The organism is Verrucomicrobium sp. 3C, from assembly GCF_000379365.1.
In the GTDB taxonomy this organism is placed as follows: domain Bacteria; phylum Verrucomicrobiota; class Verrucomicrobiia; order Methylacidiphilales; family Methylacidiphilaceae; genus Methylacidimicrobium.
In genome coordinates, this window is record NZ_KB901875.1 from 4,524 (window position 1) to 28,376 (window position 23,853).

26 protein-coding genes, 1 tRNA gene and 4 pseudogenes are annotated in these 23,853 nt (G+C 59.7%); 13 read left to right on the top strand and 18 right to left on the bottom strand.

Annotated elements, in window-relative coordinates; genetic code table 11:
* Positions 1 to 124: 124 nt before the first annotated feature.
* On the bottom strand, positions 125 to 634 hold the full coding sequence (locus A37A_RS20910; protein WP_231363696.1) for a hypothetical protein: 510 nt from the start codon (positions 632 to 634) through the stop codon (positions 125 to 127).
* Positions 589 to 1,077, bottom strand: a complete 489-nt coding sequence (locus A37A_RS20915) for a hypothetical protein (RefSeq protein ID WP_231363697.1) — start codon at positions 1,075 to 1,077, stop codon at positions 589 to 591. Before A37A_RS20915 ends, A37A_RS20910 begins: the two co-directional genes overlap by 46 nt.
* 101 nt (positions 1,078 to 1,178) lie before the next feature.
* Here A37A_RS20915 and A37A_RS14730 point away from each other — a divergent pair.
* From A37A_RS14730 to A37A_RS14735, 3 genes and pseudogenes are all read left to right on the top strand, one after another.
* Positions 1,179 to 1,652: pseudogene (locus A37A_RS14730) on the top strand (transposase); the annotation flags it as partial.
* A gap of 541 nt (positions 1,653 to 2,193) precedes the next feature.
* Complete coding sequence (gene ltrA, locus A37A_RS0100055) at positions 2,194 to 3,438, top strand: group II intron reverse transcriptase/maturase (RefSeq protein WP_040887543.1); 1,245 nt, start codon at positions 2,194 to 2,196, stop codon at positions 3,436 to 3,438.
* A gap of 76 nt (positions 3,439 to 3,514) precedes the next feature.
* Positions 3,515 to 4,183 (top strand): annotated as a pseudogene (locus tag A37A_RS14735) (IS256 family transposase); the annotation flags it as partial.
* 143 nt (positions 4,184 to 4,326) lie between these two features.
* Here A37A_RS14735 and A37A_RS20330 read toward each other — a convergent pair.
* The gene (locus tag A37A_RS20330; RefSeq protein WP_196799596.1) at positions 4,327 to 4,479 is read right to left on the bottom strand and encodes a hypothetical protein; all 153 of its coding nucleotides are present in this window, start codon (positions 4,477 to 4,479) and stop codon (positions 4,327 to 4,329) included.
* Positions 4,480 to 4,856: 377 nt separating this feature from the next.
* Between A37A_RS20330 and A37A_RS0100070 the strand changes: the two genes are divergently transcribed.
* The 3 genes from A37A_RS0100070 (at position 4,857) to A37A_RS0100080 (ending at position 6,077) form a co-directional block, all read left to right on the top strand.
* A tRNA-Gln gene (locus A37A_RS0100070) sits at positions 4,857 to 4,932 on the top strand.
* Between the two features lie 245 nt (positions 4,933 to 5,177).
* A complete protein-coding gene (locus tag A37A_RS0100075; protein ID WP_018289513.1) occupies positions 5,178 to 5,420 on the top strand; it encodes a helix-turn-helix domain-containing protein in 243 nt (80 codons plus the stop codon).
* A gap of 240 nt (positions 5,421 to 5,660) precedes the next feature.
* Complete coding sequence (locus A37A_RS0100080; protein ID WP_018289514.1) at positions 5,661 to 6,077, top strand: hypothetical protein; 417 nt, start codon at positions 5,661 to 5,663, stop codon at positions 6,075 to 6,077.
* A 9-nt stretch (positions 6,078 to 6,086) separates the two neighbouring features.
* On the opposite strand, the gene A37A_RS0100085 is transcribed toward A37A_RS0100080, so the two are convergent.
* From A37A_RS0100085 to A37A_RS0100105, 5 genes are all read right to left on the bottom strand, one after another.
* Positions 6,087 to 6,629, bottom strand: coding sequence for a hypothetical protein (locus tag A37A_RS0100085; RefSeq protein ID WP_018289515.1), 543 nt, complete (start codon positions 6,627 to 6,629; stop codon positions 6,087 to 6,089).
* Between the two features lie 21 nt (positions 6,630 to 6,650).
* Entirely contained in the window at positions 6,651 to 6,983 is a 333-nt protein-coding gene (locus tag A37A_RS0100090) for a hypothetical protein (protein WP_018289516.1), read from the bottom strand.
* Positions 6,984 to 7,207: 224 nt separating this feature from the next.
* Positions 7,208 to 8,131 (bottom strand): hypothetical protein, encoded by a 924-nt coding sequence (locus A37A_RS0100095; protein ID WP_018289517.1) that lies wholly within the window; start codon positions 8,129 to 8,131, stop codon positions 7,208 to 7,210.
* Between the two features lie 380 nt (positions 8,132 to 8,511).
* Positions 8,512 to 8,739: a DUF5615 family PIN-like protein gene (locus A37A_RS0100100; RefSeq protein ID WP_018289518.1), complete on the bottom strand. Its 228-nt coding sequence runs from the start codon at positions 8,737 to 8,739 to the stop codon at positions 8,512 to 8,514.
* Positions 8,740 to 8,838: 99 nt separating this feature from the next.
* Positions 8,839 to 9,135, bottom strand: coding sequence for a DUF433 domain-containing protein (locus A37A_RS0100105; protein WP_018289519.1), 297 nt, complete (start codon positions 9,133 to 9,135; stop codon positions 8,839 to 8,841).
* 106 nt (positions 9,136 to 9,241) lie between these two features.
* Between A37A_RS0100105 and A37A_RS20920 the strand changes: the two genes are divergently transcribed.
* The 3 genes from A37A_RS20920 to A37A_RS14740 all read left to right on the top strand — a co-directional run bounded on the left by A37A_RS20920 (position 9,242) and on the right by A37A_RS14740 (position 11,486).
* Positions 9,242 to 9,589 carry a hypothetical protein gene (locus tag A37A_RS20920; protein WP_155996360.1) on the top strand — a complete coding sequence of 116 codons (348 nt, stop codon included), beginning with the start codon at positions 9,242 to 9,244 and terminating at the stop codon, positions 9,587 to 9,589.
* 12 nt (positions 9,590 to 9,601) lie between these two features.
* Positions 9,602 to 10,207, top strand: a complete 606-nt coding sequence (locus A37A_RS0100115; RefSeq protein ID WP_018289521.1) for a Uma2 family endonuclease — start codon at positions 9,602 to 9,604, stop codon at positions 10,205 to 10,207.
* A 367-nt stretch (positions 10,208 to 10,574) separates the two neighbouring features.
* Positions 10,575 to 11,486, top strand: a complete 912-nt coding sequence (locus A37A_RS14740; protein WP_018289522.1) for a Fic family protein — start codon at positions 10,575 to 10,577, stop codon at positions 11,484 to 11,486.
* A 54-nt stretch (positions 11,487 to 11,540) separates the two neighbouring features.
* On the opposite strand, the gene A37A_RS0100125 is transcribed toward A37A_RS14740, so the two are convergent.
* The 6 genes from A37A_RS0100125 to A37A_RS0100155 form a co-directional block, all read right to left on the bottom strand.
* Positions 11,541 to 12,170, bottom strand: coding sequence for a type IV toxin-antitoxin system AbiEi family antitoxin domain-containing protein (locus tag A37A_RS0100125; RefSeq protein ID WP_018289523.1), 630 nt, complete (start codon positions 12,168 to 12,170; stop codon positions 11,541 to 11,543).
* Entirely contained in the window at positions 12,167 to 12,502 is a 336-nt protein-coding gene (locus A37A_RS0100130) for a hypothetical protein (RefSeq protein WP_018289524.1), read from the bottom strand. The genes A37A_RS0100125 and A37A_RS0100130 overlap by 4 nt, the downstream gene beginning before the upstream one ends.
* A 6-nt stretch (positions 12,503 to 12,508) precedes the next feature.
* Positions 12,509 to 12,730 carry a hypothetical protein gene (locus A37A_RS0100135; protein WP_155996362.1) on the bottom strand — a complete coding sequence of 74 codons (222 nt, stop codon included), beginning with the start codon at positions 12,728 to 12,730 and terminating at the stop codon, positions 12,509 to 12,511.
* A gap of 561 nt (positions 12,731 to 13,291) precedes the next feature.
* Positions 13,292 to 13,843: a hypothetical protein gene (locus A37A_RS0100145; RefSeq protein WP_018289527.1), complete on the bottom strand. Its 552-nt coding sequence runs from the start codon at positions 13,841 to 13,843 to the stop codon at positions 13,292 to 13,294.
* A 3-nt stretch (positions 13,844 to 13,846) separates the two neighbouring features.
* Positions 13,847 to 14,668, bottom strand: coding sequence for a hypothetical protein (locus A37A_RS0100150; RefSeq protein ID WP_018289528.1), 822 nt, complete (start codon positions 14,666 to 14,668; stop codon positions 13,847 to 13,849).
* A gap of 18 nt (positions 14,669 to 14,686) precedes the next feature.
* Entirely contained in the window at positions 14,687 to 15,301 is a 615-nt protein-coding gene (locus A37A_RS0100155; protein ID WP_018289529.1) for a hypothetical protein, read from the bottom strand.
* On the opposite strand from A37A_RS0100155, the gene A37A_RS21925 reads away from it, so the two are divergent.
* Entirely contained in the window at positions 15,273 to 16,040 is a 768-nt protein-coding gene (locus tag A37A_RS21925) for an ATP-binding protein (protein ID WP_343122717.1), read from the top strand. The two genes, A37A_RS0100155 and A37A_RS21925, sit on opposite strands and share 29 nt — an antisense overlap.
* A gap of 1,014 nt (positions 16,041 to 17,054) precedes the next feature.
* On the opposite strand, the gene A37A_RS0100165 is transcribed toward A37A_RS21925, so the two are convergent.
* The 4 genes and pseudogenes from A37A_RS0100165 to A37A_RS0100180 form a co-directional block, all read right to left on the bottom strand.
* Positions 17,055 to 17,465, bottom strand: coding sequence for a DUF302 domain-containing protein (locus tag A37A_RS0100165; protein ID WP_040887547.1), 411 nt, complete (start codon positions 17,463 to 17,465; stop codon positions 17,055 to 17,057).
* Positions 17,466 to 17,534: 69 nt separating this feature from the next.
* A pseudogene (locus tag A37A_RS0100170) lies at positions 17,535 to 18,389 on the bottom strand (IS3 family transposase); the annotation flags it as partial.
* Positions 18,390 to 18,420: 31 nt separating this feature from the next.
* The gene (locus A37A_RS0100175) at positions 18,421 to 18,726 is read right to left on the bottom strand and encodes a transposase (protein ID WP_018289533.1); all 306 of its coding nucleotides are present in this window, start codon (positions 18,724 to 18,726) and stop codon (positions 18,421 to 18,423) included.
* A gap of 96 nt (positions 18,727 to 18,822) precedes the next feature.
* The gene (locus A37A_RS0100180; RefSeq protein WP_026195554.1) at positions 18,823 to 20,031 is read right to left on the bottom strand and encodes an ISL3 family transposase; all 1,209 of its coding nucleotides are present in this window, start codon (positions 20,029 to 20,031) and stop codon (positions 18,823 to 18,825) included.
* Between the two features lie 735 nt (positions 20,032 to 20,766).
* Between A37A_RS0100180 and A37A_RS14745 the strand changes: the two are divergent.
* The 3 genes and pseudogenes from A37A_RS14745 to A37A_RS0100205 form a co-directional block, all read left to right on the top strand.
* A pseudogene (locus tag A37A_RS14745) lies at positions 20,767 to 21,102 on the top strand (transposase); the annotation flags it as partial.
* Between the two features lie 33 nt (positions 21,103 to 21,135).
* Positions 21,136 to 21,279, top strand: coding sequence for a hypothetical protein (locus A37A_RS20925; RefSeq protein ID WP_231363699.1), 144 nt, complete (start codon positions 21,136 to 21,138; stop codon positions 21,277 to 21,279).
* Between the two features lie 236 nt (positions 21,280 to 21,515).
* Positions 21,516 to 23,780 carry a CRISPR-associated helicase/endonuclease Cas3 gene (locus A37A_RS0100205; RefSeq protein WP_018289539.1) on the top strand — a complete coding sequence of 755 codons (2,265 nt, stop codon included), beginning with the start codon at positions 21,516 to 21,518 and terminating at the stop codon, positions 23,778 to 23,780.
* Positions 23,781 to 23,853 lie beyond the last annotated feature (73 nt).

The following is a 23,853-nucleotide window of genomic DNA, read 5'->3' on the forward strand; positions in this document are numbered from 1 at the left end:
AACACTTCTCTCTGCTCTTCACGAATCGGTAATGCAGTTAAAATGGCTCCCATAATGAAAGCCATAATACCTAGTCTGCACTGTTATGTCACGTAATTATGAAGCGATGTACTAGTCTGCACTGTTATGTCACGTAATTATGACGCGATGTACTAGCTCTCAGGTCCCGGATGCATGCGTATTGTTTTTTGGAAGAGCTGCGGATGGGATTGTTGCCATGTTTTGAGGGTGGTGTTCGTTTGTAGAGCCAGGCGTAGCGGTCGAGCGTGGTTTTCAGGTCGAGGGAGCTTTGGAAGTGATGAGTACGGAGGATCTGCGCCAGTCTTCCGTTGAAGCGCTCCACCATGCCATCGGGGCGAGGCGACTTCGGCTTGGTCAGGCGGCGCTCGATTCCCAATGCTTGGCAGAGCGCATCGAACTCATGGGAACCGGTGGCATCCTTGGGTTCTTGGCCGAAGACCCGATCGGTGAACTCCTTGCCGTTATCGGTGAGGATGGTTTGGATTTTGACGGGTGCCGCTTTGGCCAGCGCGTGGAGGAAGCTGCGGGCGGCCTCCGGGGTCTTCGCACGCTTGACCGCCAGGAAGACTAACGGGTGGCTCGGGGGTCCTTGGCGACGAAGACATAACGGCAAAAAGTCTCGTCGGCCATCTGGGGCAGGTATTTGACGTCCACAGAAAAATAGCCCGGCAGGTAAACTGGAAAGGGTTGAGTGGGATTGGCCGGTTTTTCCGGTTGAAGGCAGCCGGGAGTGGCCGAGGGCGCCCGCAGGAGCCGGCCCAAGGCCGAGCGGGTTGGGGAGGGTTTGATAAATTCGCGGATGACGTCCACCAGATCGTCCAGCGGTAGCCGGAGCTGCGTGCGCAACTCGATCGCCAGATCTTCCTGTCCCGCATTGAGTGTCGTCGGAAGATGATGCGGCGTGTGGCTGGCTTCCGCGGGCGTTATCCCGCTTCCGACCGAGCCTGTCCGACAATTTGTGTGTGGGTCACAACCGAAGTAGAAGGAGATGAAAATGGAAAGGGAAAGGGAAGTGACCACGAACAACGAGCAGGAAGCGCAGGGCCGAGAGGCCAAGAAGCCTGGGATCAGTGCGGCGATCATTGAAGAGCTGATGAAGGACTACCGGAAGCCGAAAAGATCTGGTCGGTCCGGGAGGAATCATGGAGCAGCTGACCAAGCGGCTTTACGAGCGGGTGCTTGGAGCGGAGATGACCCACTATCTGGGTTACGAGAAGGGCCAGGCGTCCAAGATCGGAGCGGGCCAGAGGCGGGAGAACCATCGCAACGGGACCAGCAGAAAGACCTTGGTGAGCGAGGATGGGTGCCTGGAAATCGAGGTGCCGCGTGATCAAGCCGGGGACTTCGAGCCCCAGTTTGTCCGCAAGGGGCAACGGCGGTTTGGGGGCTTTGATTCCAAGATCATCGCCATGTATGCCCAAGGGATGACGGTGCGGGAGATCCAGGGGTTTTTGGAAGAGCAGTACAAGGTGGAGGTTTCTGCTGATCTGATCAGCACGGTGACCGATTCGGTGATGGACGATGTGCTCGAGTGGCAGAGCCGGCCGCTGGCGAGGATGTATCCGGTGGTGTTCTTCGATGCCTTGCGGGTCAAGATCCGGGATGAGGGAGCGGTCAGAAATAAGGCGGTCGTGTGCTGTGGAACCTGACTTCGCAGTGGAGCAGGTTAGCTTTATCGGAGATGGAGGAAGGTCCTCCGAAGACGGCCTGCAGGGGCAGTCTTCAAACCACCACAAGCTGCGAGGGTAAAGAGCTCTCGTGGTGAGCGTTGCTGGAAAAGGCGGGGATTACCCCGTCAGGTATGGCTCATGAAGACGAACGTGAGTGAACCGCTGAGGACGTGTCGTAATGTTCAAGATCGACGTCGAAACCAGGATCAAGACTGCTATCCTGCGAGCAAGGGTTGGGAAGCGCCTGTTTATTGCCCAACCGGCGTCCGGCATGAAGGCGGCGTGAGCATGAGTCTGGCTCTGATAAGGAACGCAGGAACCTGTCGTCCCGATGCCAAGAGAGAAGCCCAAGTGGCCAGCCGCCATAAGGGTCAGAGTATCGATGCGGGACACAGGGGCGGAGATGCCCGTAAGAGGGTTGAAGGTCTTGTAATGGGACTGGACCGAAGGGGCGTCGTCATCCGGCTTCAAAGTGTGGGCAACCCGCAAGGGGAGGACTCGCATGACTGAAGCCAAGCCATTTTGTATAACGAAGCGCGATGTGTGGGAAGCGTACAAGCAGGTAAAGGCCAACAAAGGCGCGGCAGGAGTCGATGGACAATCGATCGAGGACTTTGAAAAGGATTTGAAAAATAATCTTTATCGGGTCTGGAATCGGATGAGTTCCGGCAGCTACTTCCCGCCTCCCGTGCGCCGCGTTGACATACCAAAAGGCGATGCTGGAGAGACTCGGCCGTTGGGCATTCCAACGGTCACCGACCGAATCGCCCAGATGGTCGTCAAGCGGTTTTTGGAACCGATCCTGGAGCCGAAGTTCGATAAGGACTCCTATGGATATCGGCCGAATAAATCGGCGTACGATGCACTGAGCATGGCCCGGCGGAGATGCTGGGACTATGACTGGGTGCTCGATCTCGACATCAAGAGCTTTTTCGATGACATCGATTGGGAACTCTTGATGCGGGCAGTGCGGCGACACACGGACTGCAAATGGGTGCTCCTCTACCTCGAGCGTTGGCTGAGGGCGCCGGTTTGCAGGCCTGATGGACAATTGGTCCATCGGGAAAAGGGAACGCCACAAGGGGCTGTTGTCAGCCCAATCTTGGCGAATCTTTTCCTTCACTACGCGTTCGATCTCTGGATGCGCCGGGAATATCCGGACGTGCAGTTCGAACGTTACGCGGATGACGTGATCTGCCGTTGTCGAAGCGAAGCAGAAGCGCAAGAGCTGCGTCTGGCGCTTGAAACGCGGTTGGCGGAGTGCCGGTTGCGATTGCATCCGGATAAGACCAAGATCATCTATTGCGCCGACGCAAATCGTAAGGGAGTCTACCCTGAACGGGCGTTCGATTTTCTCGGGTTTACATTCAGGCCGAGATTAGCGATCAACCGTCGAGGTGAGCACTTCATCAGCTTCATGCCGGCGGTCAGCAGGAAAGCTGCCGTCAAGATGCGGCGACGTGTGCGCACCTGGCGATTGCATTGGCGCAGTGATCTGGACTTAGACACCATCGCGAAGTGGGTTTGCCCTGTTCTGATCGGATGGGTCAAATACTACGGGCAGTTTTATCCGTCACAGCTTCGCGACGAGCTCCGCACGATAGACGCGTTCCTCGTGCGGTGGCTGCAACGTAAATACAAACGGTTGAGAGGTCATACAATGAAGCAATGGGCATGGCTGCGATCGCTCAAGCGCCGCAAACCGAGCCTTTTCGCCCATTGGACTCTGAAGCCTGTGGCTGGATGATGGGAGCCGGATGAATCGAGAGGTTCACGTCCGGTTCTGGGAGAGCGCGGGGCTGGAATGCCCCGCGCCACTCGCCTATCTGGCCTTGGGACTCCGGCGCGACGGCACCAAGGATGTGCTGGGTCTTTGGATCCAGCAAACCGAAGGAGCCAAGTTCTGGTTAGCGGTGATGAACGAACTCAAGCATCGCGGGACGGAGGACATCTTGATCGCGGTCGTCGACGGGCTCAAGGGGTTTCCGGACGCGATCACGGCCGTTTTCCCCCAGGCGCAGATTCAGACCTGCATCGTGCATCTGATCCGCAATTCGCTCTCCTTGTGCAACTGGAAGGAGCGCCGGTCGGTGGCAGGGGAACTCAAGCGCATCTACAGTGCGGAAACCGCTGAAGTCGCCGCCAAGCGACTCGAAGAGTTCGCCGCCGGCGAGTGGGGGAAGAAACTCCCGACCATCGTCCAGATGTGGCGAAGAGTCTGGGAAGAAGTTATTCCGTTCTTCGCCTTCTCGCAGGAGATCCGAAAGATGATCTACACGACCAATGCCATCGAGAGCCTGCACATGCAGTTGCGGAAGGTCCTCAAGACCAGAGGACACTTTCCCAATGATGAAGCGGCGACCAAATTGATTTTCCTGGTCTTACGGAACGTCACCAAGAAATGGAAACATCCCGCGCCGGCCTGGAACCTGGCGGCCAGGCAATTTGCCATCCAGTTCGGGGAGCGATTCTTCCTGGCGGGAGCGGCCTAAAAGCCATGAAAAAGTGGAGAGTTGCTTCCCACGCCTTGAATAACCCGCGAGCGGGTTATTCACAACCGGCCCGGCTAGAGCCCGCTTTGGAGAAGCGGTCTCGCCGGTCCGAGTTGACGGCGTGCGAACAACTCTCTTTACTGTTAGACAACAAAGCGGAAAATCGACCCGCACACAAAAAAGCGGACACTACCCTTCCGCCACCGACGAATCGTCTCCCGAGTCACGCGAAACGCCGCCGCCAACTCGTAAGCGTGGCCCGTTGCCCGCCAGAATCGCCGGCGTAGTCGTCGCATTCTTCTGCAGGGGGATTCTCGTACCTTTCCCTCGGCTTTCCAGCTTGCTCAACCTCCCGAAGCACCGCGCGCCCGATCCGCAATGGACGCCGATTTTCTAGAATGTAATCATGCGAACCCTGACAGCTAGCCTGCATGTTTCACAAGCCTTCTCCTGCGGCTTGCGAAATCGACCCGGCTGCTTCGTTAGGACTTAGTCTTCCCTCGTCGCAGCATGTCTCGTCCTACCACTCCGGGGGAAAACCGGCACTCCGTCTTGCAGGCAGGCCCATTTGCCGCGCGGCGGGTAGGAACTTTGTGAGATATGCAGGCTGAACGCCTCTCCCGCTCTTGCCACGCGGACGGTTTTCGCCTACAACTTCCAAGATCAGCCTCACTGCCGCGTGGTGCAATTGGTAGCACACCAGACTCTGGATCTGGGTGTTCTAGGTTCGAGTCCTAGCGCGGCAGCCACCTAAATCAGCCGATTCCCTCTGGGATTCGCCCTCTTTCCTCAAACCCGCTAGACGCACTTTCGGGCAAAGAAAAACAGCTCCGTGAACCTTTAAGTGGGTTTTTATGGGTTTATATGGGATTAACTGGGTTTTACGCTGAATTCAGATGCCAGTTTATATCTGGTCATAGCTATAGATTCCTTCGACCGCCCAGAAGTTGCGCGTCGTTTCCCTTTCCTGTGCCAATCGGCGCATAAGAACTCCATGAAAACGACAAAGGACAAAGATGAATCTCCGTTGGAAATCGAAGAGTTCCCGGCCGTGATGACCAAGCGGATGCTTGCGGAAATCCTACGCGTCTCGATCGGAACGATCGACAACTGGATGGCGAAGGGGCTCCTCAGGGCTTTCCGGCCCACGCGGCGCTCGGTCCGCTTCCTGCGGAAGGACGTGATCCGGTTCCTCAAGGAGTGGACGGATTATTACGACGGGATGGCGGGCCGCTAGCCCGCCGTGGCGGATTGCGGCGGCACCAGCCCGTAGGAGCGGCGGTGGGGCCGCCACGACCGGCGTCTTCCCTCCGCGCTCCTCCCCTTGGAGCATCCGGCCGGCTGGGACGCTCCTGCCGTCCACCTGCCGCCCGAGGGCGCGGCACCCGTTCCTGAAGAGGCGAAGCCCGTCCGCCGGGAGCCTCTTCCGTCTCGGGTTCCGGACGATCGGCGCATACCGCGAAGTAGTTTAAACGTAATGAAGCAATATTGGATCGAACACTTGGTTTCCTGGATCGTGGACAGCTACATCGGGCTGCTGCGCTCGGTCGTCGGCGGCTTCCGCGATCCGGTATCCTTCACGAACGTCCTCGTCGACCTGGTCCATGTCGCCGAGCTGGCGGTCGTGCTGCTGGCCGGATTCGCCGGGATCGTCTACCTCGCGCACACGGTGATCTGGGCCGTTCAAAAGGCCCACGAGCTTGCGCTGGCGCTGCGGAGCGAGGCGGCCTGGACCTGGCGCCGGATCGTCGGCCGGAAGGCGAAGGGGGAGACGGACAAGACCCCCAAGGAGGAGGGACGAAAGGAATGGGAGACCCTCGACGATTTCCTAAAGCAATTCGCCGGGCGGCCGTCCGGGACCAGCTCCTCGTCCAAGTCCACCTCCCGGAATTAGCCGGGCGGGTTATCGGGCGAGATCCCAAGCGCGATCCGGTTCCAGCCGTTCCGACGGCTTCCGGTATTGGGAGAGGAATGAGCGCACGACCGCGGGGGGTTGCCGAAAAAGCAGGGGAGCGGAGCTTATGGCCGGCCACGCGCCGCCGACGGCAGGTTGACACCGGATGTAATCGCCGATCCGCGACAAGTCGGGCATCACCGGCTTGCGCGATCCCGGCTCGAGGTAGAGGCAGCCGAGATCCTCCGGAGGAAACCGGTGGACCAACTCTTTGACCTCGTCGAGGATGCCGAGGAACTCCATCTTGATCTTCGGCATGTCCACGTTTCCAACCGGAAAGTAGGGAGCCAGCTCCGGCGCTCCCATCCGGGGGTGCCTTCTCATCAGGTCGAGCATCAGATACGGGGCCAACGGCGGATCTTTCCCGTTCGCAGCCCAGACGATGGCGGCGAGAGGGAGGAAAGTCTTGTGGAAGAAGATCATCTCGACCACATCCGCCGGCTGTCCTTGGCCCGCCATCGTGAGCGCCTTGTTGACCGCCAGATCCGGCATCGAGAGCGCCCAACCGAGCTCCTAATCCTCCTGGAACGGAAAGTAGCGGATCGCCGAGTCCCGCGCCCATTCCATCCTGATGCTGTCGGCTCCTTTTCGGACCTTGACCCGCTTGAGCGACGGCTGATCGGACATGACCTCGAGATCGTATCCGGCCGAATCGAGAGCGGAGCAATCTTGGCGGAATGCGTCCTCGACGGCCGCCTCTGCGCGCTGGAGGAGATCGCTATCCTCCGAGAATCCCGCCGTGCCCTGCGAGCGCGGAGAGACTGCCGGCTGGGCGGCATAACTTTCCGGGCTCCCATGCGCCTTGAGCAGAGCGAAGATTTCCTTCCGAAATTCGGCGATGGGCATCCAGTCCGGCCTCCCTTTCAATTTCTGCAGCCAAAAACCATGTATCGCGCCCTCCCCATTCCCGCAGCACGCGGAGAAACACCGGCAGGTTTTTCTCCGTGGCCACAAAGCTGTCCGGGAAGCGCCAAAAAGCAACTCTGTATCGTCCACGAAAGGCCTTATCGGCCATGCGCAACGCAGTCTCCATGCTCTTGCGGTATAGGATACCTCCTTCGGCAATCTTCCTACCAAGCGAACCGCCACAGGGCATCGTCCTTCCCGCCCAGCTCCAGCCAAGAGAGACCTTGCTCGCGCATCGGGCCTCGTCTCGATTCCAGTTCGCTCCTCGGCACCCGCTCCCGGCAGTCGAGGACCTCCCCGGCGCTCCACGGGCAGAGTTCGGGCACGTCTCCGGGGGCCATCCGCACACCGGTCCTTTCGGCTTCTGCCGCAGCCTCGACAACTGCGGCCGGATACTCCTCGAAGGCCATGTGGGGAACGCAGTTGAGCACGAAGCGTTCATCCCGGCAAATTTCCCGGATCTCCTGCAGCGCCCCCTCGATTCGTCCCTCCAACCGCCTCGCCGCCTCGGGACCGGAATCGGCATACGCCAGAAGCAGCCGCGCCCGAAGGATGGTCCGCAGCAGCGGCGGCAAATCCTGATCGTGATCCAAATGAACGAGATCCACCAAGACATGGTTTCGCTCGGCTTCCTTCCTTGCTCTCTCATCGATCCGCCGGCCGACGATGAGAGCGAGGCTTTCCTTGGGCGGCCCGTCGACCCAGCGCAATACCGGAGCATCGCCCAAGCGGACGGCGGTTTCTAGCACCAGCCGGAAGAGATCACGCCGCCTGGCCGCCCGCTGCACGTTCTCCGCGCGGATATTCTCGCGGACCATCATCGCGATGCAGCTCGTTTCCACAGTCTCCTTCTCTTTCGCGACCGCCAGAGCGTCCGTCCGGACCAGCAGCTTCTCGTCTTGTTCGGAAAGCGCGAGCGGGTCGCCGGTCGACTGGAGCATTTCCCGCAACTGATGCCGGTCAAGGGTGTGCCAACGGCTCCCCCCTCTCAACGGAAGAAATAACGACAGGCCTCTCCATTCGATTCGCGACGCGAAAGACGACTGCAGCGTTTCCTCGACGCTATTCTCGTCCCACTCATCGGCCATCCGGGCTACCGTACCCTTCCCGTTCGGTCCCAGCAACCCGCCTGCGGGAAATGGGGAGCAGAAGCAGACCGCGGTTCAACGCCTCGACGGCTGAATCGGCTCCCGGAGCGGTTTCCCGCGCCCTTCTGGTCACGGTCCAGACCCGGCGTTCTTCAGCCGCTTCCCTCGCATCCCGGCCAATGGTGTCCTCCGATCACCACGGGCAAGACGGGAATGCGCCTCTGCCTTGGATTTCCCCCATGGCCCTCGTCAGAATCGCCGATCGACCGCTCGCCCCTTTCACGTCGTCCTTGCCGATCGCGCAAGAGATTCCGACAGCCAGAAAGACTCCTCTGCCCAGTTGCTTGACAGCAGTTTCCTGGTCAGGCGTCAGAGGGCGCTCATAGGAACTCCACGCGGTTCCTCATGTCCTCAGGATTCAGCACGAATTGGATGAGCATCAGTCCCCGGATCATCGTACCAATTGGCGTCCCGTGTGGAACGTAGACGATTCCGGCGTGCGGCTGGCCGGCAGCATGCAAGCGCAGGAAGTCCGCATCCTGTGTCACAAAGACTCGTCCCTCGCTCAGCGCGAAGGCTAGATGTTGCTCGTCCTTCGCTCCCAGCATTCCAGCTTCCTGGGTTCGGAGAGTCTCCGCCCCGCGTCGGCGCAACCCTATCCGCTACCGGTTCGCGGCAAGTGCTCATCGAGGTAGAACTGGATCGACTCAGCCGCCGAGCTTCGCTTTTAGGATCGACTGAGTGTGGTCGCGCATCTCGGCGGCGAACGCTTCATCCGCTCGGATCGACTGATCGATCTCGTCACGGTGGTCGTAGTAGTAGGTAAGCGCTGCGTACACGTCGGCCAGGGACAGACCATACTCGGTAGCGATCTCGTCGGCGGTCAGTCCCAGCCGTTCGTGCCAGATGACCACATTCTGAACGGTGATCCGGTGTCCGGCGATCCGGGGCTTGCCTAGCGCCACTCCGGTGGTGATCTCGATATGCCCTGAAACGGTACTCATCTTGTTAGCACCGAAATTTCTCGCCCGCCCGATCTGCCTGATCCTACCTGGCGAAGGTCCGAGGTCCTCGGGAATAGAGATCCGGCTCTCCGGGGCTCTCGCTTGCGTGACAGCGTTCTCGCACTCGCGGGGGCGGCTGCTGCCATCGCAGCCGCTTTCGGTCTTCCGCTTCAACGCGCAACCGGATCTCAAGAGTCTGCTTCGGATCTCCTCCGTCCCGCCGGAATCGGCCAGGAATACGTTCAACACCCCTCTCCCACTCCGGCTGCTCGCGAAGAGCGGGGATGCCGTCGGCGGAGTGCATGGGAGCGCTCACGTCCGAACGGTAAATCCGGCTGGGGCGGGAAAACAAGCCGGCCGGCTGACGAGTGATTGCCGTTTCCGGACGACGCCCTCGGCGCAAGCCAGAACTTGCCCCGCTCCAGGGGCCGGCGTATCGTCGAAAGCGAGGTAAGGAGAACTCCCCATGCCCACGACGACTCTAGGCCCCTACACGGTTAAGGATTGGCTTGCCACTCCCGAAGGCGAGCATTGGGAGCTCATCCACGGGAATCTCGTCATGACGGAAGAAAGCTTCGGCAACAGCCGGATGGTCTATGAGGTCTGGCGCAGAATCGATGATTATCTCGATGACCACCCGTCTGGCATCATGATGAACAACATCGCCTTCTGCTTTCCTGGAATCACGGACGCCGACCGCGAAGGCGTAGTCCCGGATCTCTGCTACATCCCGAACGACCAGCTGGCACGTGCAAATGTCGAGGCGAACGTCCAGAAGGACGTGATCCCGGCCTTGGTGGTGGAAATCCTCTCTCCATCCACCAGCCGAATCGACCTCGTGGACAAGGTGGAGATCTACCGCGAGGCGGGCGTGCGGGAGTACTGGATCTTCGATCGACACCAGCAAACGGTTCGGATCTTGCGGTTCGCCGAGAACGCGGCGGAACCGGTTGCGATCCGCAGCTTCGACGACACCCTCACGACTCCGCTGCTGCCCGGATTCGCCCTGGAGATGCCGAAGATCCGGCAGACCCTGGCAATCCAGAGGAAAGGCTCGGACTTGTCGCGCTAAGTCTTGGCCGAGGCACTCATTGCCGGCCGCTTCGTTGCTTTCAAATTCCTCGGCATAGGCGGGAAGCTTTTCAGAAAGCGTACCGACCACTTTCGGCGGAAGATTGGCATTGTGCATGCCATCGAGCCATTGCTGCCCGACGACCGGGACGGTTCCCTTCAAGCTGCTGCCGCACGCCTGATGGCGGGAAGCGCGAAGCTTGCCGCGCCTCTGCGTCCGCCGGCCGCGCAGGAGATCGCAAAGATCGCTCGGGCCATGAATGGCTACTACTCCAATCTGATCGAGGGCTACCGCACCATCCCGGAGGACGCTCTAGCCGCTCTCGCAGGACGCTTTTCAGATGCCAGACGCCCCGGAGCGGAGGGACATGCAGCTGATGCACCTGGCTCATTTGGAAACGCAGAAGCTCATGGAGCAAAAGCTGCTTTCCATGCCGTCCCAGGACGTCTGCTCGCCCGAATTCCTTTGCTGGATCCATGGAGAGTTCTACGCGCGTCTTCCGGAAACGCTGCGAAAGGTAAGCGACCTGCGCGGAAGGCTTCATCCGGTCCCGGAAGGGAAAGTGCGCAATTTCAATGTCAGGATCGGCACGCACACGCCCCCAAGGCCCGAGGAGCTTTCGGATTTTCTGACCCTATTCCGCGAACGGTTCGGCCCATTGGTGGACGGGTCTCCAAGATCGCTCGTTGCGATGGCGGCCGCCCACCATCGGCTGGCCTGGATCCACCCTCTTGGAGATGGCAACGGCCGCGTGATCCGCCTTTTTACCGAAGCTTGGCTCCGGAAATCCGGCCTGGATGGCGTGGGGATGTGGACGCTTTGCCGGGGAGTGGCCAGACGCAATGCCCAATGCAAGGCGGCTCTCTCCGCCGCCGATTCTCCCAGGCTCCACGATGCGGACGGCCGAGGCGCGCTTTCAGAGCAGCGGCTCTCCGAACTCTGCCGCTTCATGCTGGATACTGCTACAGACCAGACAGCATTCATGGCCTCATTGATCGACTCGGAACGATTGGAAACACGCCTCTTGGCTTATGCTCGCCTGCGGGAGGAGACCCGCGAGATGCCAAAACGCAGCTCCATCCTCCTGCGCGACGTCCTCCTGCGCGGGGAAATACGCCGGGGCGAAGCCAGCAGGATTCTCGGCGTCTCACCGAGGACCGCGCAAGCCGTGGTCCGCTGTTTGGAGACTGCCGGCTTCCTGCGTAGCAAAACTCCGAAAGGACCGATCAGGTTGGCCTTCCCGGTCAACGTGCTGGGAACGCTTTTTCCCAATCTTTAACCAGCCGGAAAACCTACGATCGCTCCATGGAGCCGGCGATGCCGGTTCACTTGGCTAAAGGCAATGGCCTAGACAGCCCTCGCTGGCTGCTTGCTTTCTTTCAAAGTCGTCGACGTGGGCCAGAAGCCCCTTCCGCTTCGCCCAGGAACGCAGGCGATTCCAGGAGAAACCTTTCGGCAGATCCACCTCGGGCAAGGCGGAGAATTCCAATCTACGGGTGAAGCGCCGCAGGTAGAATACGTCCAGAAGCGCTTTCTCCGGAGTCGCGATCTTGAGCCAGGGGTTTTCGGTGGGAAGATCGAAGCCGAAGAACCAGTCGGGCTCGCAGTGATGGAATGCGTAAACTCCTTCTGGGGTATCGATCTTGCGGCTTCTCCCGACCGTCATCGAATAGACATCTTGAGGCACTTGGGTAATCATCCCGTGGAACGAAAGAGCCGACAGAAGAGACACATAGGAAGGCATGCCGATCAACGGCTCGGCCAAGCTCAGGTCGCTAAGCCGGTCTGGAATCACCACCCAGAAACCACGGACCATTCTCGTAAGAAGGCCCTCTGCGGCGAAACGAGATAGCGCCTTGCTTGCGGCCTTGATCGTCATCCCGCAGATCGCCGCCGCATCCCGCGTCGAGAAGAGCGGCCAACGCAGGGAGGACAACTTGGCGTACACCCGAATTGCGTTCATCGTCCCTCCGGCGACAATCCCTCCTCCACGTGTTTCCGCATCCGTTCCCATGCCGTCTCGGAGGAAAATCCGGGCCGGGCACTCGAATCCAGAAACGACAGCACATTCGCTGCAAAGTCCGAGTAGCGGATCGAGGACAAGTTTTGCTTGGCCGCCGCCGTCCATTCCGAGGACGCCTCCAGCGGCCTTCCCCGCTTTATCAGAAGGAAGTCGAGATCGAACACGTCCCTGGCCTGCGGCTGGCTCCTTCGGGCCAGCGCCCGGATATTCTGTTCGATCGCTGTATCGATGATGTAATGGGATACGACCAGGGGAGGAATGTTGGGCGTCACGACAATCTACGGAGCCACCGTCTCGGCGACCGCTCCTGGCTCGCTCCCCGTCCTGAGAAACTCGATCCCGGTGCGGAGAACGGACCGTCCCTTCCGCAGAGCGATCTTCCAGTTCTGTGACGCCCCGTCCTCATCGGGCGCGGAAATCGAAAGAATACGCATTCGGTGGACGGCCAGCGCCAGCACGAAGGAAGGCGATGAAAGAATCTTCCGTACCTTTGCCTCCAAGGTCTCTTTCCGGATCGAAGTATCCGCATCGCTTTCGATGTCCTCCGAAAACCGCGCGCTGATAAAAAAGAAGCGAAGGTTACAGCCTCCCCTCACCTCCTAGCGTCAGGGAAGAAGTGACTTGGCTAGATGGCGGAGAAACTCCAGATGAAAGGCTTCGACCGAATACAAGTTATCGTCTTGCACGACGAGAATATGCAGAAGCTGACCGAGCCGTCGCAAATGGCTACCAGCAGGCGCTTTTGCCGGTAAGCCCGTGCTTCGGCGGACGGGTCGTATCGATCGAGCAAATGGGGCGCGGCCAGAGGAAGGACGCCGTGGTTCCCTCGATATGCCGAGCCACCCCTCAGTTGCCGCTCCCGGCTCTATCCCTCCTCGGGCGAGATTGGTCCGCTCATGGGGAACGGATCGTCGGGGCTATCGCACCCCTTAGCGCTGTTCCTCGTCGTAATCTTCCGCCGCTTAAACGAAGACGACTCGCCTCCGCCTCCACTTGTGGCCGAAACAGCGCAACCGACGGAACGGGAAGCGAGATGGCGCATACAGCAGTTCACCGTAGTTTCATTGGCGGAAATGCTGAATGGCCACAACCAGGGTTTCTACAGCTGATGGGAGCATACCGATTACGAGCCCGGCCAGAAGCAAGCACCAGCGCCAGAGACGGCTTGCATCGGCGAGCGCATTCTCGAGGAGTTCCTTGTTCTTGCGCAAGGCGTCCTCCGCGATCCGGCAGTAGGTGAAAATCTGCTTCGCCGACTTGCCGGCATTCTCGGTCGCACGCTCCATCTGCTCCGAAAGCTTGCCCGCCTTGACGGCCGCCAGCGTATCGAGCGCTTCCTTGGGCAACCTCTTGGCTGCGGCGATCGCAATTTCCTCGGCGTGTAGGTCGGATTCCTGGAGGCGCCTGTTGACCCATGCGGCATGCGCGTGCATTAGCACGAGCCACTCGCCTATCGTGTCGCGCGCGTCTTCCGAGTCGAGCTTCTCGTAGGTCTTTTGCGCGAGTTTCCTGTATTTTTCTGGCATAAGGTTGATCGCCTCCTGCCAAAATTGAGCGGGCGATATGTCCTCGGACTCCGGAATTCTCGATTGTTCGCGTTTCCCGTTGATCATGGGTTACCTCATGTTCGAAAGATTAAACGATCTCCGTCTCGCCGCAGGCTCCTGACGTGCGATTTCTCCCGGATCCGGCTGGACGGCCTCCGGAAGGAAGACGTCGGACCGCTCCTGGTACTGCCTCCATACCCTCCTCATCCAGTCGTTCATGAGATACTTATGCATGCGCGGCATCTGGGAAGAAGCGATGGCGTCCGCGTAGGAGAAGACGCCGTTTCCTCCGTTCTCGCGCCACTCCTCGGCAACCGCAGCCATGATGTTCTTGGTGTCGGTGAGGAGCTTTCCGAGGAGGATCGTGGGGGCTCGCAGCCGCTCGAGGTCGCGCTCCAGCTCCGATCCTTCGAGCATCTGGTGCTTCGAAGCCGCGTGCCGGTTCCGGATCACCGCGTAGTCGACGGCTTCTCCCAGACGCTGCACCGCCCCGTCGATTTCCGCCATGATCTCCTGGTCGTCCATGGGAAAGAGCAACAGCGTGATCCTCATTCCAGCCTCTGCCGCTTCCTCGAGAAACTCCTTGCTCAGCAGGGTCTCCTCGAGAAGCGGGGCCATGTTCACCATTGGGTCCAGCGCGAAGACGGCCGCATCCTGGTCGCGCAGGATCCGGGCGAGCACCCGCAACAGTTCCCCTTGCGGCTCTTCGTCGAGCCGGATGTGGACGGCCTCCACGGCGCTCGACGCCGCGACAAACGTTCGCCGATCCGGCGAAAGGTCGAATCCCTTCCATCGAATGCCTAGGTTATCCATCCAGGCGCCCCGCAGGGCGGCCTCGGTCGATTTGCCGACATTGCCCCTTGAGCAGTAGGGCGTCACGATACGTCTCATTTATCCTCCCTGTGTTCATTACCGGTAGAGATCCATCGGATCATTGAACCTATGCTTCCTATGCGCTGATCCTTCGGAGACGTTTTCCGGTACGGACAGCCTCGCGTTCATCTTTCTCTTTTTCCTCTGGATGTAGCGCTGTAGCTGCTGATAGCTGGGGCAATTCGCGCCGCTATCTGCCTTCCAGCGCTCCTGTAGCTTGCGATGGATCTCCCGGATGCTCACGGCAGTCGCAACCATCTCGCAGATCCACTTCGCGTGGTCGTCAAGCGGTGACCTGCGAAGCGACTGCAATCTGGCAGCACGCCTGGCTTCCACCGCCAACGAATCGTCAGACGCAGCGCCCGTAAAGGGCTCGCTTGGCACCTTTATCTTCCAGAGTTGTTTGAGTGAGATCGTGATTGGGAAACGAGGATGTTGCTCCAGCCACCGCTGGATGTCCTTCCACCTCCAGCCGGCCTGCCGCAGGATAATCACCGCTGCCCGCACGACGGCGCTTTTCGAGTATCTTTCGCCTTCGTATTGCTCCCTCTTGTGATTTCGGTTCGGCCCGGTTTCTCCTTTGTCCATCATTTTTTCACTCGCTTTTCTCGGTTTTTGTCTCATGCGTATTGGCTCGACGCCCATCCGCATCGTCTCTCTCCCTTATGCGCCGATCCATTCCCCAACCCGTCGGAATCAGTTGATCGCGCGCCGCTGCGAACGAGGCAGGCAGCAACTCACCAGCAAGCGGAGCGCGAGCGAATGGGGTACCGTCTCCGGTGACGCGGCGGAGGGTACTGCGATCCTCGATCGTCTTCCCCGCCAAGGCCAGCGGGTCACGATTCTTGGGGAGATCTATCGGCTCACGAAGAAACGGCGCGCTGCGATGCTTACGGTAGCGGCCCACCGGTCCCTTTGCGGCAACCGTTCAAAACCCAGCTTAGCGGAGTCATTCCACGCTTCCCCAGGGGATCGCTTGCTGATGTCGCTAACCACCACACAGGGTTGCTCCAGCTACCGCCGGGCCTCCTGCCGCTTCCAGCCGGCCTGCCGCAGGATGATCACCGCAGCCCGCACGACGGCGTTTGGGGAGCAATTATCGAATTCGTACTCCTTCAGCTCCCCTTTTCGTCACCTCGCTCCTACGCTGGCCTCCGTTTCTCCTTTGCGCATCATGTTTCTCCTCTCTTTTCTCAGTTTTTGTTCCCGGCATATACGTTCCGCACCCTTCTGCATCAGTTCTCTCCCTTATGCGCCGATCCATTCCACAACCCGCTTGAACCGCCTATTTTTATCGGGTTTTGGTGTGCACACATCCTTTTGTAACTTATTCATCTCCAACACCCGCAAAAAACCCAAGAGAGGGGGCGGGCGGAAACGGAAACGATGAGGCTCCGCCCGCCCCCGGGAAGAGAAGCGCGCAGGGTGTCGGGAAGGGTGAAGACGAGCCGGGGCGGAGCCGAGCATGCGCGGCCACGAACCGGACGAACGGGCGCAACGCGACGGAACGAGGCAACCTCAAAGAAGCGTAGCAGGCGCGTCCGAGCAGGAGGCGGCACACCGGGTAACAAAGGCTAAAGGCGGAACGAGCGAGGACGACCGAGTCGGAGGCGACGGCCTACGCGACCAGCCGCCGAACGAGCGCCAAGGCCCGGGTATGAGGCAACCCGTGATGAGGGACCGCAGCACGAAAGACGCGCGATTGCCGGCGGATGCTACGGAAGACCCTTATAAGCCCGGGCGGCGACCCAGCGGTCCCGTGACCGGAGAGGAAGGGGCGCAACCTTTTGGGCGCACGTCGAACGACGACGTGCGGCTGCATCAATCACGCGCCCGGAACACACCGGCTGCGGGAACGCCCCGATGGGCGAGCCGAAACACTCACGGACTATCGGGTGACCGGGGGCACGTCCGATGCACCGGCGATTGGGGATCGCGGATCGGCAGGCAGGCCCAGGCAGCCGGCAACATCCGAACCGGATGCCGGGAGGACGGATCCAAATGGCTGGCGGCCTTCTGCGGCCACCTATTCGAGCCAGCGGAACGCCTTCTACCGATTGCGATTCAGAACGGCCCCCGGAAACGGGCATGTATACGATGGGGCCGCGGATCGCCCGGACGCATAACGGGTGCGGATGAGTTGTCACGGGGCGGTCGGGCCCCTGCTGGTTGGTCTCTGGTTCCCTTCCGTGGGGCCATGTTTGGGCTTGGACGGCTTTTCGAAGAAACTTCAGAGGCTTGTACCAGAGACGTTGCCCCAGCAGCCGCTCCGGGTGCTTCCGGCTGGAACAAGAGTTGCCGGGTGGAGATAACTCCCTCCCCACTGGGCGATGCATCCTTTTTACGGCGCACGAGAAATGGAGGCGAGAACGACTTCTCCCGCCATCGCCGATGGCCCCATGGGTCAACCTAGGGATGACCGAATGATTTCGATTACCTTTTGATCGAAGGCAGCCACCTCTCGATCCATATCGATCAAGCAGTGGCGTTCCTTCAGATAGGCCATGGTATTGAAAAAAACCTCGACAGTCCCTCCGTCCCCCTCGCGAACCAGAATCTTGCTAGGTAGGTCGATAGCCAGCGTGGGGGCTGCGAGCATCAGCGGCGTGCCGCCTTTCGGGTTGCCGAAAACCAGGACTTCCGTCGGCGGCATCTGGAATCCAACCTCTTGCGCCGCGCGGCTATGATCGAAATGGGCGAAGATGATAAGCCTCTGAACCGCGAGGGCATCTTTCAACCGCCGCACCGTTTCGGGCACCCCGTAAGGCGAGCGCCAATGAAAAAGACCTGTCGGCAAAGGGTTTTGCCTAATCATGAGGTGCTCCCAGTACGTCCGACCAATGGAAGCGGTTTTTAGACTAATTTTTGAGCGTCTCTTCCTTCCCTATTTTGAATCGAGAGGGGATGGAAGCAACGAGCCGTTGCCAGTCCCCTCCCGGTTCGTTCTTGGGGTTTCTTCCAATACCTCCAAGGGCGTCCGGTAATCGAGCCCCTGATGCAGCCGCTCCCTGTTGTAGAACCGGAAGTAGTCGTCCAGGCCCGCCCGGGCCTCAGGCAGGTTGCCGTAGTCCCGGAGGTAAATATCCTCATACTTCACCGTCCGCCAGAGCCGCTCGACCATTACATTGTCCAAGGCTCGTCCACGCCCATCATGACTGACCGCCATCCCCGCCGCTTGCACGGCACTGGTCCACTCGGAACTGGTGAACTGACTCCCCTGATCGCTGTTGACGATCTGCGCCGAGCAGCCCGCTCGGGCCAATGCCGCCTCCAGGGCGCGCAAGCAATGCAGCGTCTCCAGGCTCGGTGCGAGTTCCCAAGCCAGCACGTAGCGGTTGAACCATTCGAGCAACGCCACCAGGAACGCAAAGCCGCCACGCAGCCGCACATACGTTATGTCAATAGCCCAGACCTGATGCGGTCGCTCAATCGCCAGCCCGCGCAGCAAATACGGAAAGACGCTTTGCCCGAATGCCGACAGGCTCAATCGCGGCTTCGGATAGACCGCCAGCAACCCCATCTGCCGCAACAAACGCCGCACCCGCTTGGGATTCACGGTGGAGCCTTCGCGCCGCAGCGCCTCGGTCATCCGCCGCACTCCGTAGAACGGATGCGTCGTGTAAAGCTCGTCCAGGCGATGACACAACGCGATCTCCTCGGCATCCGGACCCACCGGCTGGTAGTAAAGCCCGCTGCGGTCCAGCCCGAGCAACTCGCATTGGCGGCGCACGGATAGCTTCCCTCGACTGTCAATCATGGCGCGACGAGCCTCAAGTGAGAGGGCCGAACTTTTTTTTAAGCCAGCGGTTTTCCACCTCCAGCCGTCCAATCTGCTCGAAGAGCTCCCGCTCCCGCGACTCGACGGCTTGGGTCTCGCGTTCCAGCCGCCGGCCAAAGAATCCGGGCAAAGCCAGCAGCGCTTGCTTTTTCCAGTGCCCGACCACGACCGGATGCACCCCAAATTCCGTGCTCAATTGGTTGATCGTTTTGTCCTCGCGCAGCGCCGCGACGACCACCTTGGCCTTGAACTCCGCGCTGTGCCGGCGACACGTCCGCTTGCTTGTCTTCTCCATCATTCCAGTGGCTTCCTTTTCTTAGCTTAACCACTGGTCGGATTTTTAGGGAGCACTTCACCCTGAATGGAAAAGCGCCTCTTCGCTGTTTTTCGTGGGTTATGAGGTTACGATGGGAAGATCCAACCTCAGCTTTCCGGCTTTGAGGAAAGCGGCGATCCGCAAGCACCGAAAGCTTCGGAAGCCTCTGGCCATCCTTTTGGCAAGCTGGATGAGTCCGTTGATCGCCTCGATGAGGCCATTGGTCACCCGGCTCTGGAGGAAAGCAAGGACGCCGTCCATGTGCTCTTTGATCGTCTTGGAAAGCTTTCGGAAGGGAGCAAGCCGGCTGCGGTCGGCCCACTGGAGCCACCAGCGGAGCTCTTGGGGATCCTCTTGGGCGAGGATCACTTGCAGAGCCTCCCGCAACCCAATGGTTCTTCCCAGTCGGGGGTAGGCTGCACAAAGGGAAGCACGCAAACTCTTCTGCTCCCTGCTTCGCGTCCATTCGTTGCCTCGCAGCGCCCAGAGGCTTCCCTTCTGCAGCAGCCCCTGACGCACGAACTCCTTGCGTACTTGGTCGACCGCCTCCTCCGCCATCTGCATGAGGTGGAAGCGGTCAAAGACGATGTCCGCCTTGCGGAAGTGCTCCTTGGCTCCGGCAATGTAGGAGGGGCTCATGTCCATGCAGATCAGCTCAATCTGCTCAGGATCCGCTCCGTGCTCCCGCATCTCCTTGGCAAATGCCTCCAAGGTCTCCTTTCCTTTGCCCTCCACCAGGAAGAGGAGCTTCCGGCTGTCCGCGTCGGTAACGGCGGTCACGTAGCGGTGACCCCGCTTGCTGCTTGTCTCGTCGACCAAGATCCGCTTCACCCCGCTCCAATCCTCCTTCCGACAGGCCTTTCCCACGTAGTGCTCCAAGATTCTCCACAGCCGGGTGTCCTGCTCCTTGAGCATCTCGGCCACCTGGGAAACCGGCATCTCCTGGGAAAGCATCAGGATGACCGCCTCCATCATCAGGGTAAATCCGCTCCCCGGTCTGGCCCAGGGAACTTCCACCAACCGGACCCCGTGCTCCGGACAGTCCACCCGAGGAACTCGCGCAATCAACTCGGTCTTGTACTGCCAGAAGTTCATGTGCCTCCACCGCTTCTCCACCGTGTCGTGTGCAGGAGAAGGACGCCCGCATTCCGGACAGGGGAACTGATGCCCCTCTCGAAAATCGAGCCAAATCTTCAAGATAGGATCCACCGGAGAAAGTTCGTTTCGAGTCACCTTCCACTCCGGACGCAACGGTAAGGCCATCGCAAAAAGCTTGTTCGCGTCCATGGCCAAAGAATCGGAAAACGCCGCGAACTTGGCCATCCGCTGTCAAGGAGGATCGACGAAGTCGAAGTGTCCTTGACGGCAATTCGCCCGGACTCAAAATCCGTCGAAGACGGATGGCAAGAACACCGTTTCTTGCCATCCCTCAATGGCAAATCTGCCTCCTCCGCCCATTCCATTCAGCGAAGAGCCGGAAAAGCTGTCTCATCAAGCCTATTGCATCGAAAAAGTCGCTTGATGTCTAGCCATTCTTTCCCTCCCTGGCTCAGAATCACTTCCCCGTTCATAAAAAAAGACCCTGCTGCGACTTCAGTCACGGGTTGTTTACTACGGTTGGTCTTGAGGATCTATGATAAACGCTACGTTTCTCACAGAGAGAATTGGACAGCCATAATTAACGTTGGTCGATGTCCCCGAACCCAAGCTCCCTGAGGTCATTGACGATCGCGGCGGCGAGGTTGGATGCGGCGCGATTGCCAAGAATCTCGAGGAACTGGGATATAGCGGCTGAGGCTGGCGCGCTGGCGGGCAAGAGCTGGCTGTATCACCCGGATCAACCGGACCATTGGGGGGGCGTTGTCCCATCTACTCAATGGCTGAGTGGACGCACAGCCTCGCCTTTCGAGATATGCAGTTCAACTCTTCGCTCGCCCACCCAAATGAACCGTGTAGGCAGAACGAAAAACTCTTAACGTTCTGCTGCCATTACTTGCAAATCAGTGCAGAGGGAGGTTCGGCTATCCCCGACTGGGAAGAGCCATTGGGTTGCGGGAGGCTCTGCAAGAGATCCTCGCTCAGGAGGATCCCCAAGAGCTAAGCTCTTGGCTCCGGTGGGCTGACCGCAGCCGGCTTGCTCCCTTCCGAAAGCTTTCCAGGACGATCAAAGAGCACCTGGACGGCGTCCTTGCTTTCCTCCAGAGCCGGGTGACCAATGGTCTCATCGAGGCGAAAGGCGGCCTCATCCAGCTCGCCAAAAGGATGGCGAGAGGGTTCCGAAGCTTCCGGTGCTTGCGAATCGCCGCTTTCCTCAAAGCCGGAAAGCTGAGGTTGGATGTTCCCGCCTTGGCCACGTAACCCACAATAAACAGCGAGGAGGCAGGTAAAGGTATGAGGATCACACTGCGCAAGAATGCGACGACTATGCCGGCGATCCGCACGGCGATTCAACGGGCAACGGGCAGCGATTACGAGTTGGCGATGGCGTTTCGCGTGACTCGACAGACGATTCTTCGGTGGCGGAAGATGGGATAACGCCCGCGGGCGCCAGCCATACCCCCGATCATCTTCTGGCGACACTCAATGCGGGACAGGAAGAGCCGGTCATCTACTTGCGCACGCAGCTCCGGCTGCCGCTGGACGATCTTGACGGACGCCGAGTTGGTAGCGCAGTTCGGGTTGCATCCCAACAAATTGCATGTTCAAAATTGCATTTGCCGAACCGGAATCAAGTCTGCGTCGGCGCAACTGCAGGTTGGGATTAACTCGACATGGACTACTATGCACATTCAGGAACTCCGGGCGACACGAGCGATTGGCAACCGCTGCGCGAACATCTGATGGCTGTGGCGACGCTTGCAGCGGAGATGGCGGCACCGCTCCGGCTGGAAAAAGCTGCTTATCTCGCTGGCCTGCTGCACGATCTAGGGAAATACACAGCGGATTTTCAAAGCCGATTAGCTGGTGCCAACGTCCGGGTCGACCATTCTACGGCGGGCGCGGCGCTTCTCTTAGGCGATCTGGCAAAAGGGTGCGATAGGAACATTGCCGATCTAATCGCCTATTGCATCGCTGGCCATCACGCCGGTCTGCCGGATCGGTTAAATGAAACGGCAGCTTGCCTCAATCGTCGCGTCGAGGAGTGGACGGCGGAACTCGATCCGGTATGGGCATCGGAGCTTTCCGTGGATGCAAGCGGACTTGTTCCGAACTTTATAGAGGAACACAAACCACAAGACAGACAAGACGCTGCGTTTATTTTCTCGGTCATGACTCGCATGATCTTCTCCTGTCTAGTGGATGCGGATTTCAAGGATACGGGAGCTTTTTACTCCGCGCTGGAAAACCGGCAGGTTGATCGATCATGGCCGTCACTACAAGAGCTTCTGCCGCAATTCATCAAACGCTTCGATGCCTACATGCGGGGCCGGAGCAATGCCGTGGCGGAGATCAACCGGCTGCGGTCCGATATCCTCGCCCATGTGCGCGGCAAGGCCGCCCAAAAGCCTGGTCTGTTCACACTGACGGTGCCAACCGGCGGCGGCAAGACGTTGACCTCGCTAGGTTTCGCGCTCGATCATGCCCGGGCGCACGGCCACACCCGGATCATCTACACCATTCCGTTTACCTCGATTGTCGACCAGACAGCGGAGATTTTTCGGGAGATTCTCGGCGACGACAACGTCCTGGAGCATCACTCAGCCATTGATGACGAGGAAGCCGATCCCAAGGAGACCAGCGACAGCCGGGACAAGCTGAAGCTGGCCATGGAGGATTGGGCTGCGCCCGTCGTAGTCACCACCAACGTGCAGCTGTTCGAAAGCCTCTTCGCGGCGCGGCCGTCGCGAGCCCGCAAGGTCCACAATATCGCGAACAGCGTAATCATCCTGGACGAGGCGCAGACGATTCCACGTCAGTTGCTCAAGCCGTGCATCCGCATGCTGGACGAACTGGCGCTGCGCTACGGCTGCTCCGTCGTGCTGTGTACCGCCACGCAGCCGGCGCTCGACCGGCGCGAACTGGACGGCGGCCTGCCGCTGGAGGGTCGCGAGCTGGCGCCGGATCCGCATGGGCTCGCCGAAAAGCTACGGCGCGTGCGGATTGTCCGTGTGGGGCCGATGGACAATCGCGCGCTGATCGAGGCCATCAGGGCGGTGCCTCAGGCGCTGGTAATCGTCAACAGTCGTAGGCATGCGCTCGATCTTTACCGTGAGGCCAAGGCGGCCGGCCTTGCCGGCTTGGTGCATCTGAGCACCAGGCAATTTGCGGCGCACCGGCGGCGGATTCTCGCCGAAGTGCGTCGCCGGCTGCGGGAGGGCGAGCCATGCCGGCTGATCGCCACCAGCTTGGTCGAGGCGGGAGTCGATGTCGATTTCCCCAGGGTGTGGCGGGCCGAAGCGGGGCTGGACTCGATCATCCAGGCTGCCGGCCGTTGCAACCGCGAGGGCAAGAATCCGGCGGAGGAGAGCATTGTTTCCGTCTTCTCTGCACCGGATTATCCCCCGCCCGCAGAGATCCGAAGCCTTGTTAACGATATGCAGCGCATGATCGAGCGGCATGAAGACTTGGCGTCGTTGGATGCCATCGAGGACTATTTTAGCGAGGTCTATTGGAGGATTGGAGAACGGTTGGACGGAAAGAAGATTTTGCAGCGGTTCAGCAGGTTTGTCCGTTTCAACGGGCGGATCGGAGCGGATTTCGCCTTCCGCTCGGCGGCCAAGGATTTCCGCATGATCGAAAGCGGCATGGTGCCAGTGATCGTCGTCGGTGACGACAAGTCGAAAAGGGTTGTAAGTGAGCTTGATGTCGAACAGATTTCCTCTTACTCTCTCGCCAGAAAGTTGCAGGCGTATTGCGTACAGGTTCTACCCAAGGCGCGCGATCTGCTGATATGCAATGGGCACGTCGCTTTTGTCAGCCCGGACCTGAGGGGCAACCAGTTTGCTGTATTGCAGACGAAGAGCTTGTATCGGGAGGATGTCGGCTTGCTGTGGGAGGATGCGGATTATCTGGATATGGAGAGCATGGTGGTTTGAGCGAGTCCAGTCCGGCAGACCAGTTGCTTGATCTTCGGGCGACCAATTGTTGAGCCACAGAACGCGGCAGGAC

Bases quoted from the DNA above. Each gene is read 5' to 3' on its own strand.
- ltrA (WP_040887543.1), top strand. From the start codon at position 2,194: ATGACTGAAGCCAAGCCATTTTGTATAACGAAGCGCGATGTGTGGGAA.
- A37A_RS20330 (WP_196799596.1), bottom strand. From the start codon at position 4,479: ATGCGACGACTACGCCGGCGATTCTGGCGGGCAACGGGCCACGCTTAC.
- A37A_RS0100075 (WP_018289513.1), top strand. From the start codon at position 5,178: ATGAAAACGACAAAGGACAAAGATGAATCTCCGTTGGAAATCGAAGAG.
- A37A_RS0100080 (WP_018289514.1), top strand. From the start codon at position 5,661: ATGAAGCAATATTGGATCGAACACTTGGTTTCCTGGATCGTGGACAGC.
- A37A_RS0100085 (WP_018289515.1), bottom strand. From the start codon at position 6,629: ATGCCGGATCTGGCGGTCAACAAGGCGCTCACGATGGCGGGCCAAGGA.
- A37A_RS0100090 (WP_018289516.1), bottom strand. From the start codon at position 6,983: ATGCCCATCGCCGAATTTCGGAAGGAAATCTTCGCTCTGCTCAAGGCG.
- A37A_RS0100095 (WP_018289517.1), bottom strand. From the start codon at position 8,131: ATGGCCGATGAGTGGGACGAGAATAGCGTCGAGGAAACGCTGCAGTCG.
- A37A_RS0100100 (WP_018289518.1), bottom strand. From the start codon at position 8,739: ATGCTGGGAGCGAAGGACGAGCAACATCTAGCCTTCGCGCTGAGCGAG.
- A37A_RS0100105 (WP_018289519.1), bottom strand. From the start codon at position 9,135: ATGAGTACCGTTTCAGGGCATATCGAGATCACCACCGGAGTGGCGCTA.
- A37A_RS0100115 (WP_018289521.1), top strand. From the start codon at position 9,602: ATGCCCACGACGACTCTAGGCCCCTACACGGTTAAGGATTGGCTTGCC.
- A37A_RS14740 (WP_018289522.1), top strand. From the start codon at position 10,575: ATGCAGCTGATGCACCTGGCTCATTTGGAAACGCAGAAGCTCATGGAG.
- A37A_RS0100125 (WP_018289523.1), bottom strand. From the start codon at position 12,170: ATGAACGCAATTCGGGTGTACGCCAAGTTGTCCTCCCTGCGTTGGCCG.
- A37A_RS0100145 (WP_018289527.1), bottom strand. From the start codon at position 13,843: ATGATCAACGGGAAACGCGAACAATCGAGAATTCCGGAGTCCGAGGAC.
- A37A_RS0100150 (WP_018289528.1), bottom strand. From the start codon at position 14,668: ATGAGACGTATCGTGACGCCCTACTGCTCAAGGGGCAATGTCGGCAAA.
- A37A_RS21925 (WP_343122717.1), top strand. From the start codon at position 15,273: ATGCGTATTGGCTCGACGCCCATCCGCATCGTCTCTCTCCCTTATGCG.
- A37A_RS0100155 (WP_018289529.1), bottom strand. From the start codon at position 15,301: ATGCGGATGGGCGTCGAGCCAATACGCATGAGACAAAAACCGAGAAAA.
- A37A_RS0100165 (WP_040887547.1), bottom strand. From the start codon at position 17,465: ATGATTAGGCAAAACCCTTTGCCGACAGGTCTTTTTCATTGGCGCTCG.
- A37A_RS0100175 (WP_018289533.1), bottom strand. From the start codon at position 18,726: ATGATGGAGAAGACAAGCAAGCGGACGTGTCGCCGGCACAGCGCGGAG.
- A37A_RS0100180 (WP_026195554.1), bottom strand. From the start codon at position 20,031: ATGGACGCGAACAAGCTTTTTGCGATGGCCTTACCGTTGCGTCCGGAG.
- A37A_RS20925 (WP_231363699.1), top strand. From the start codon at position 21,136: ATGAGGATCACACTGCGCAAGAATGCGACGACTATGCCGGCGATCCGC.
- A37A_RS0100205 (WP_018289539.1), top strand. From the start codon at position 21,516: ATGGACTACTATGCACATTCAGGAACTCCGGGCGACACGAGCGATTGG.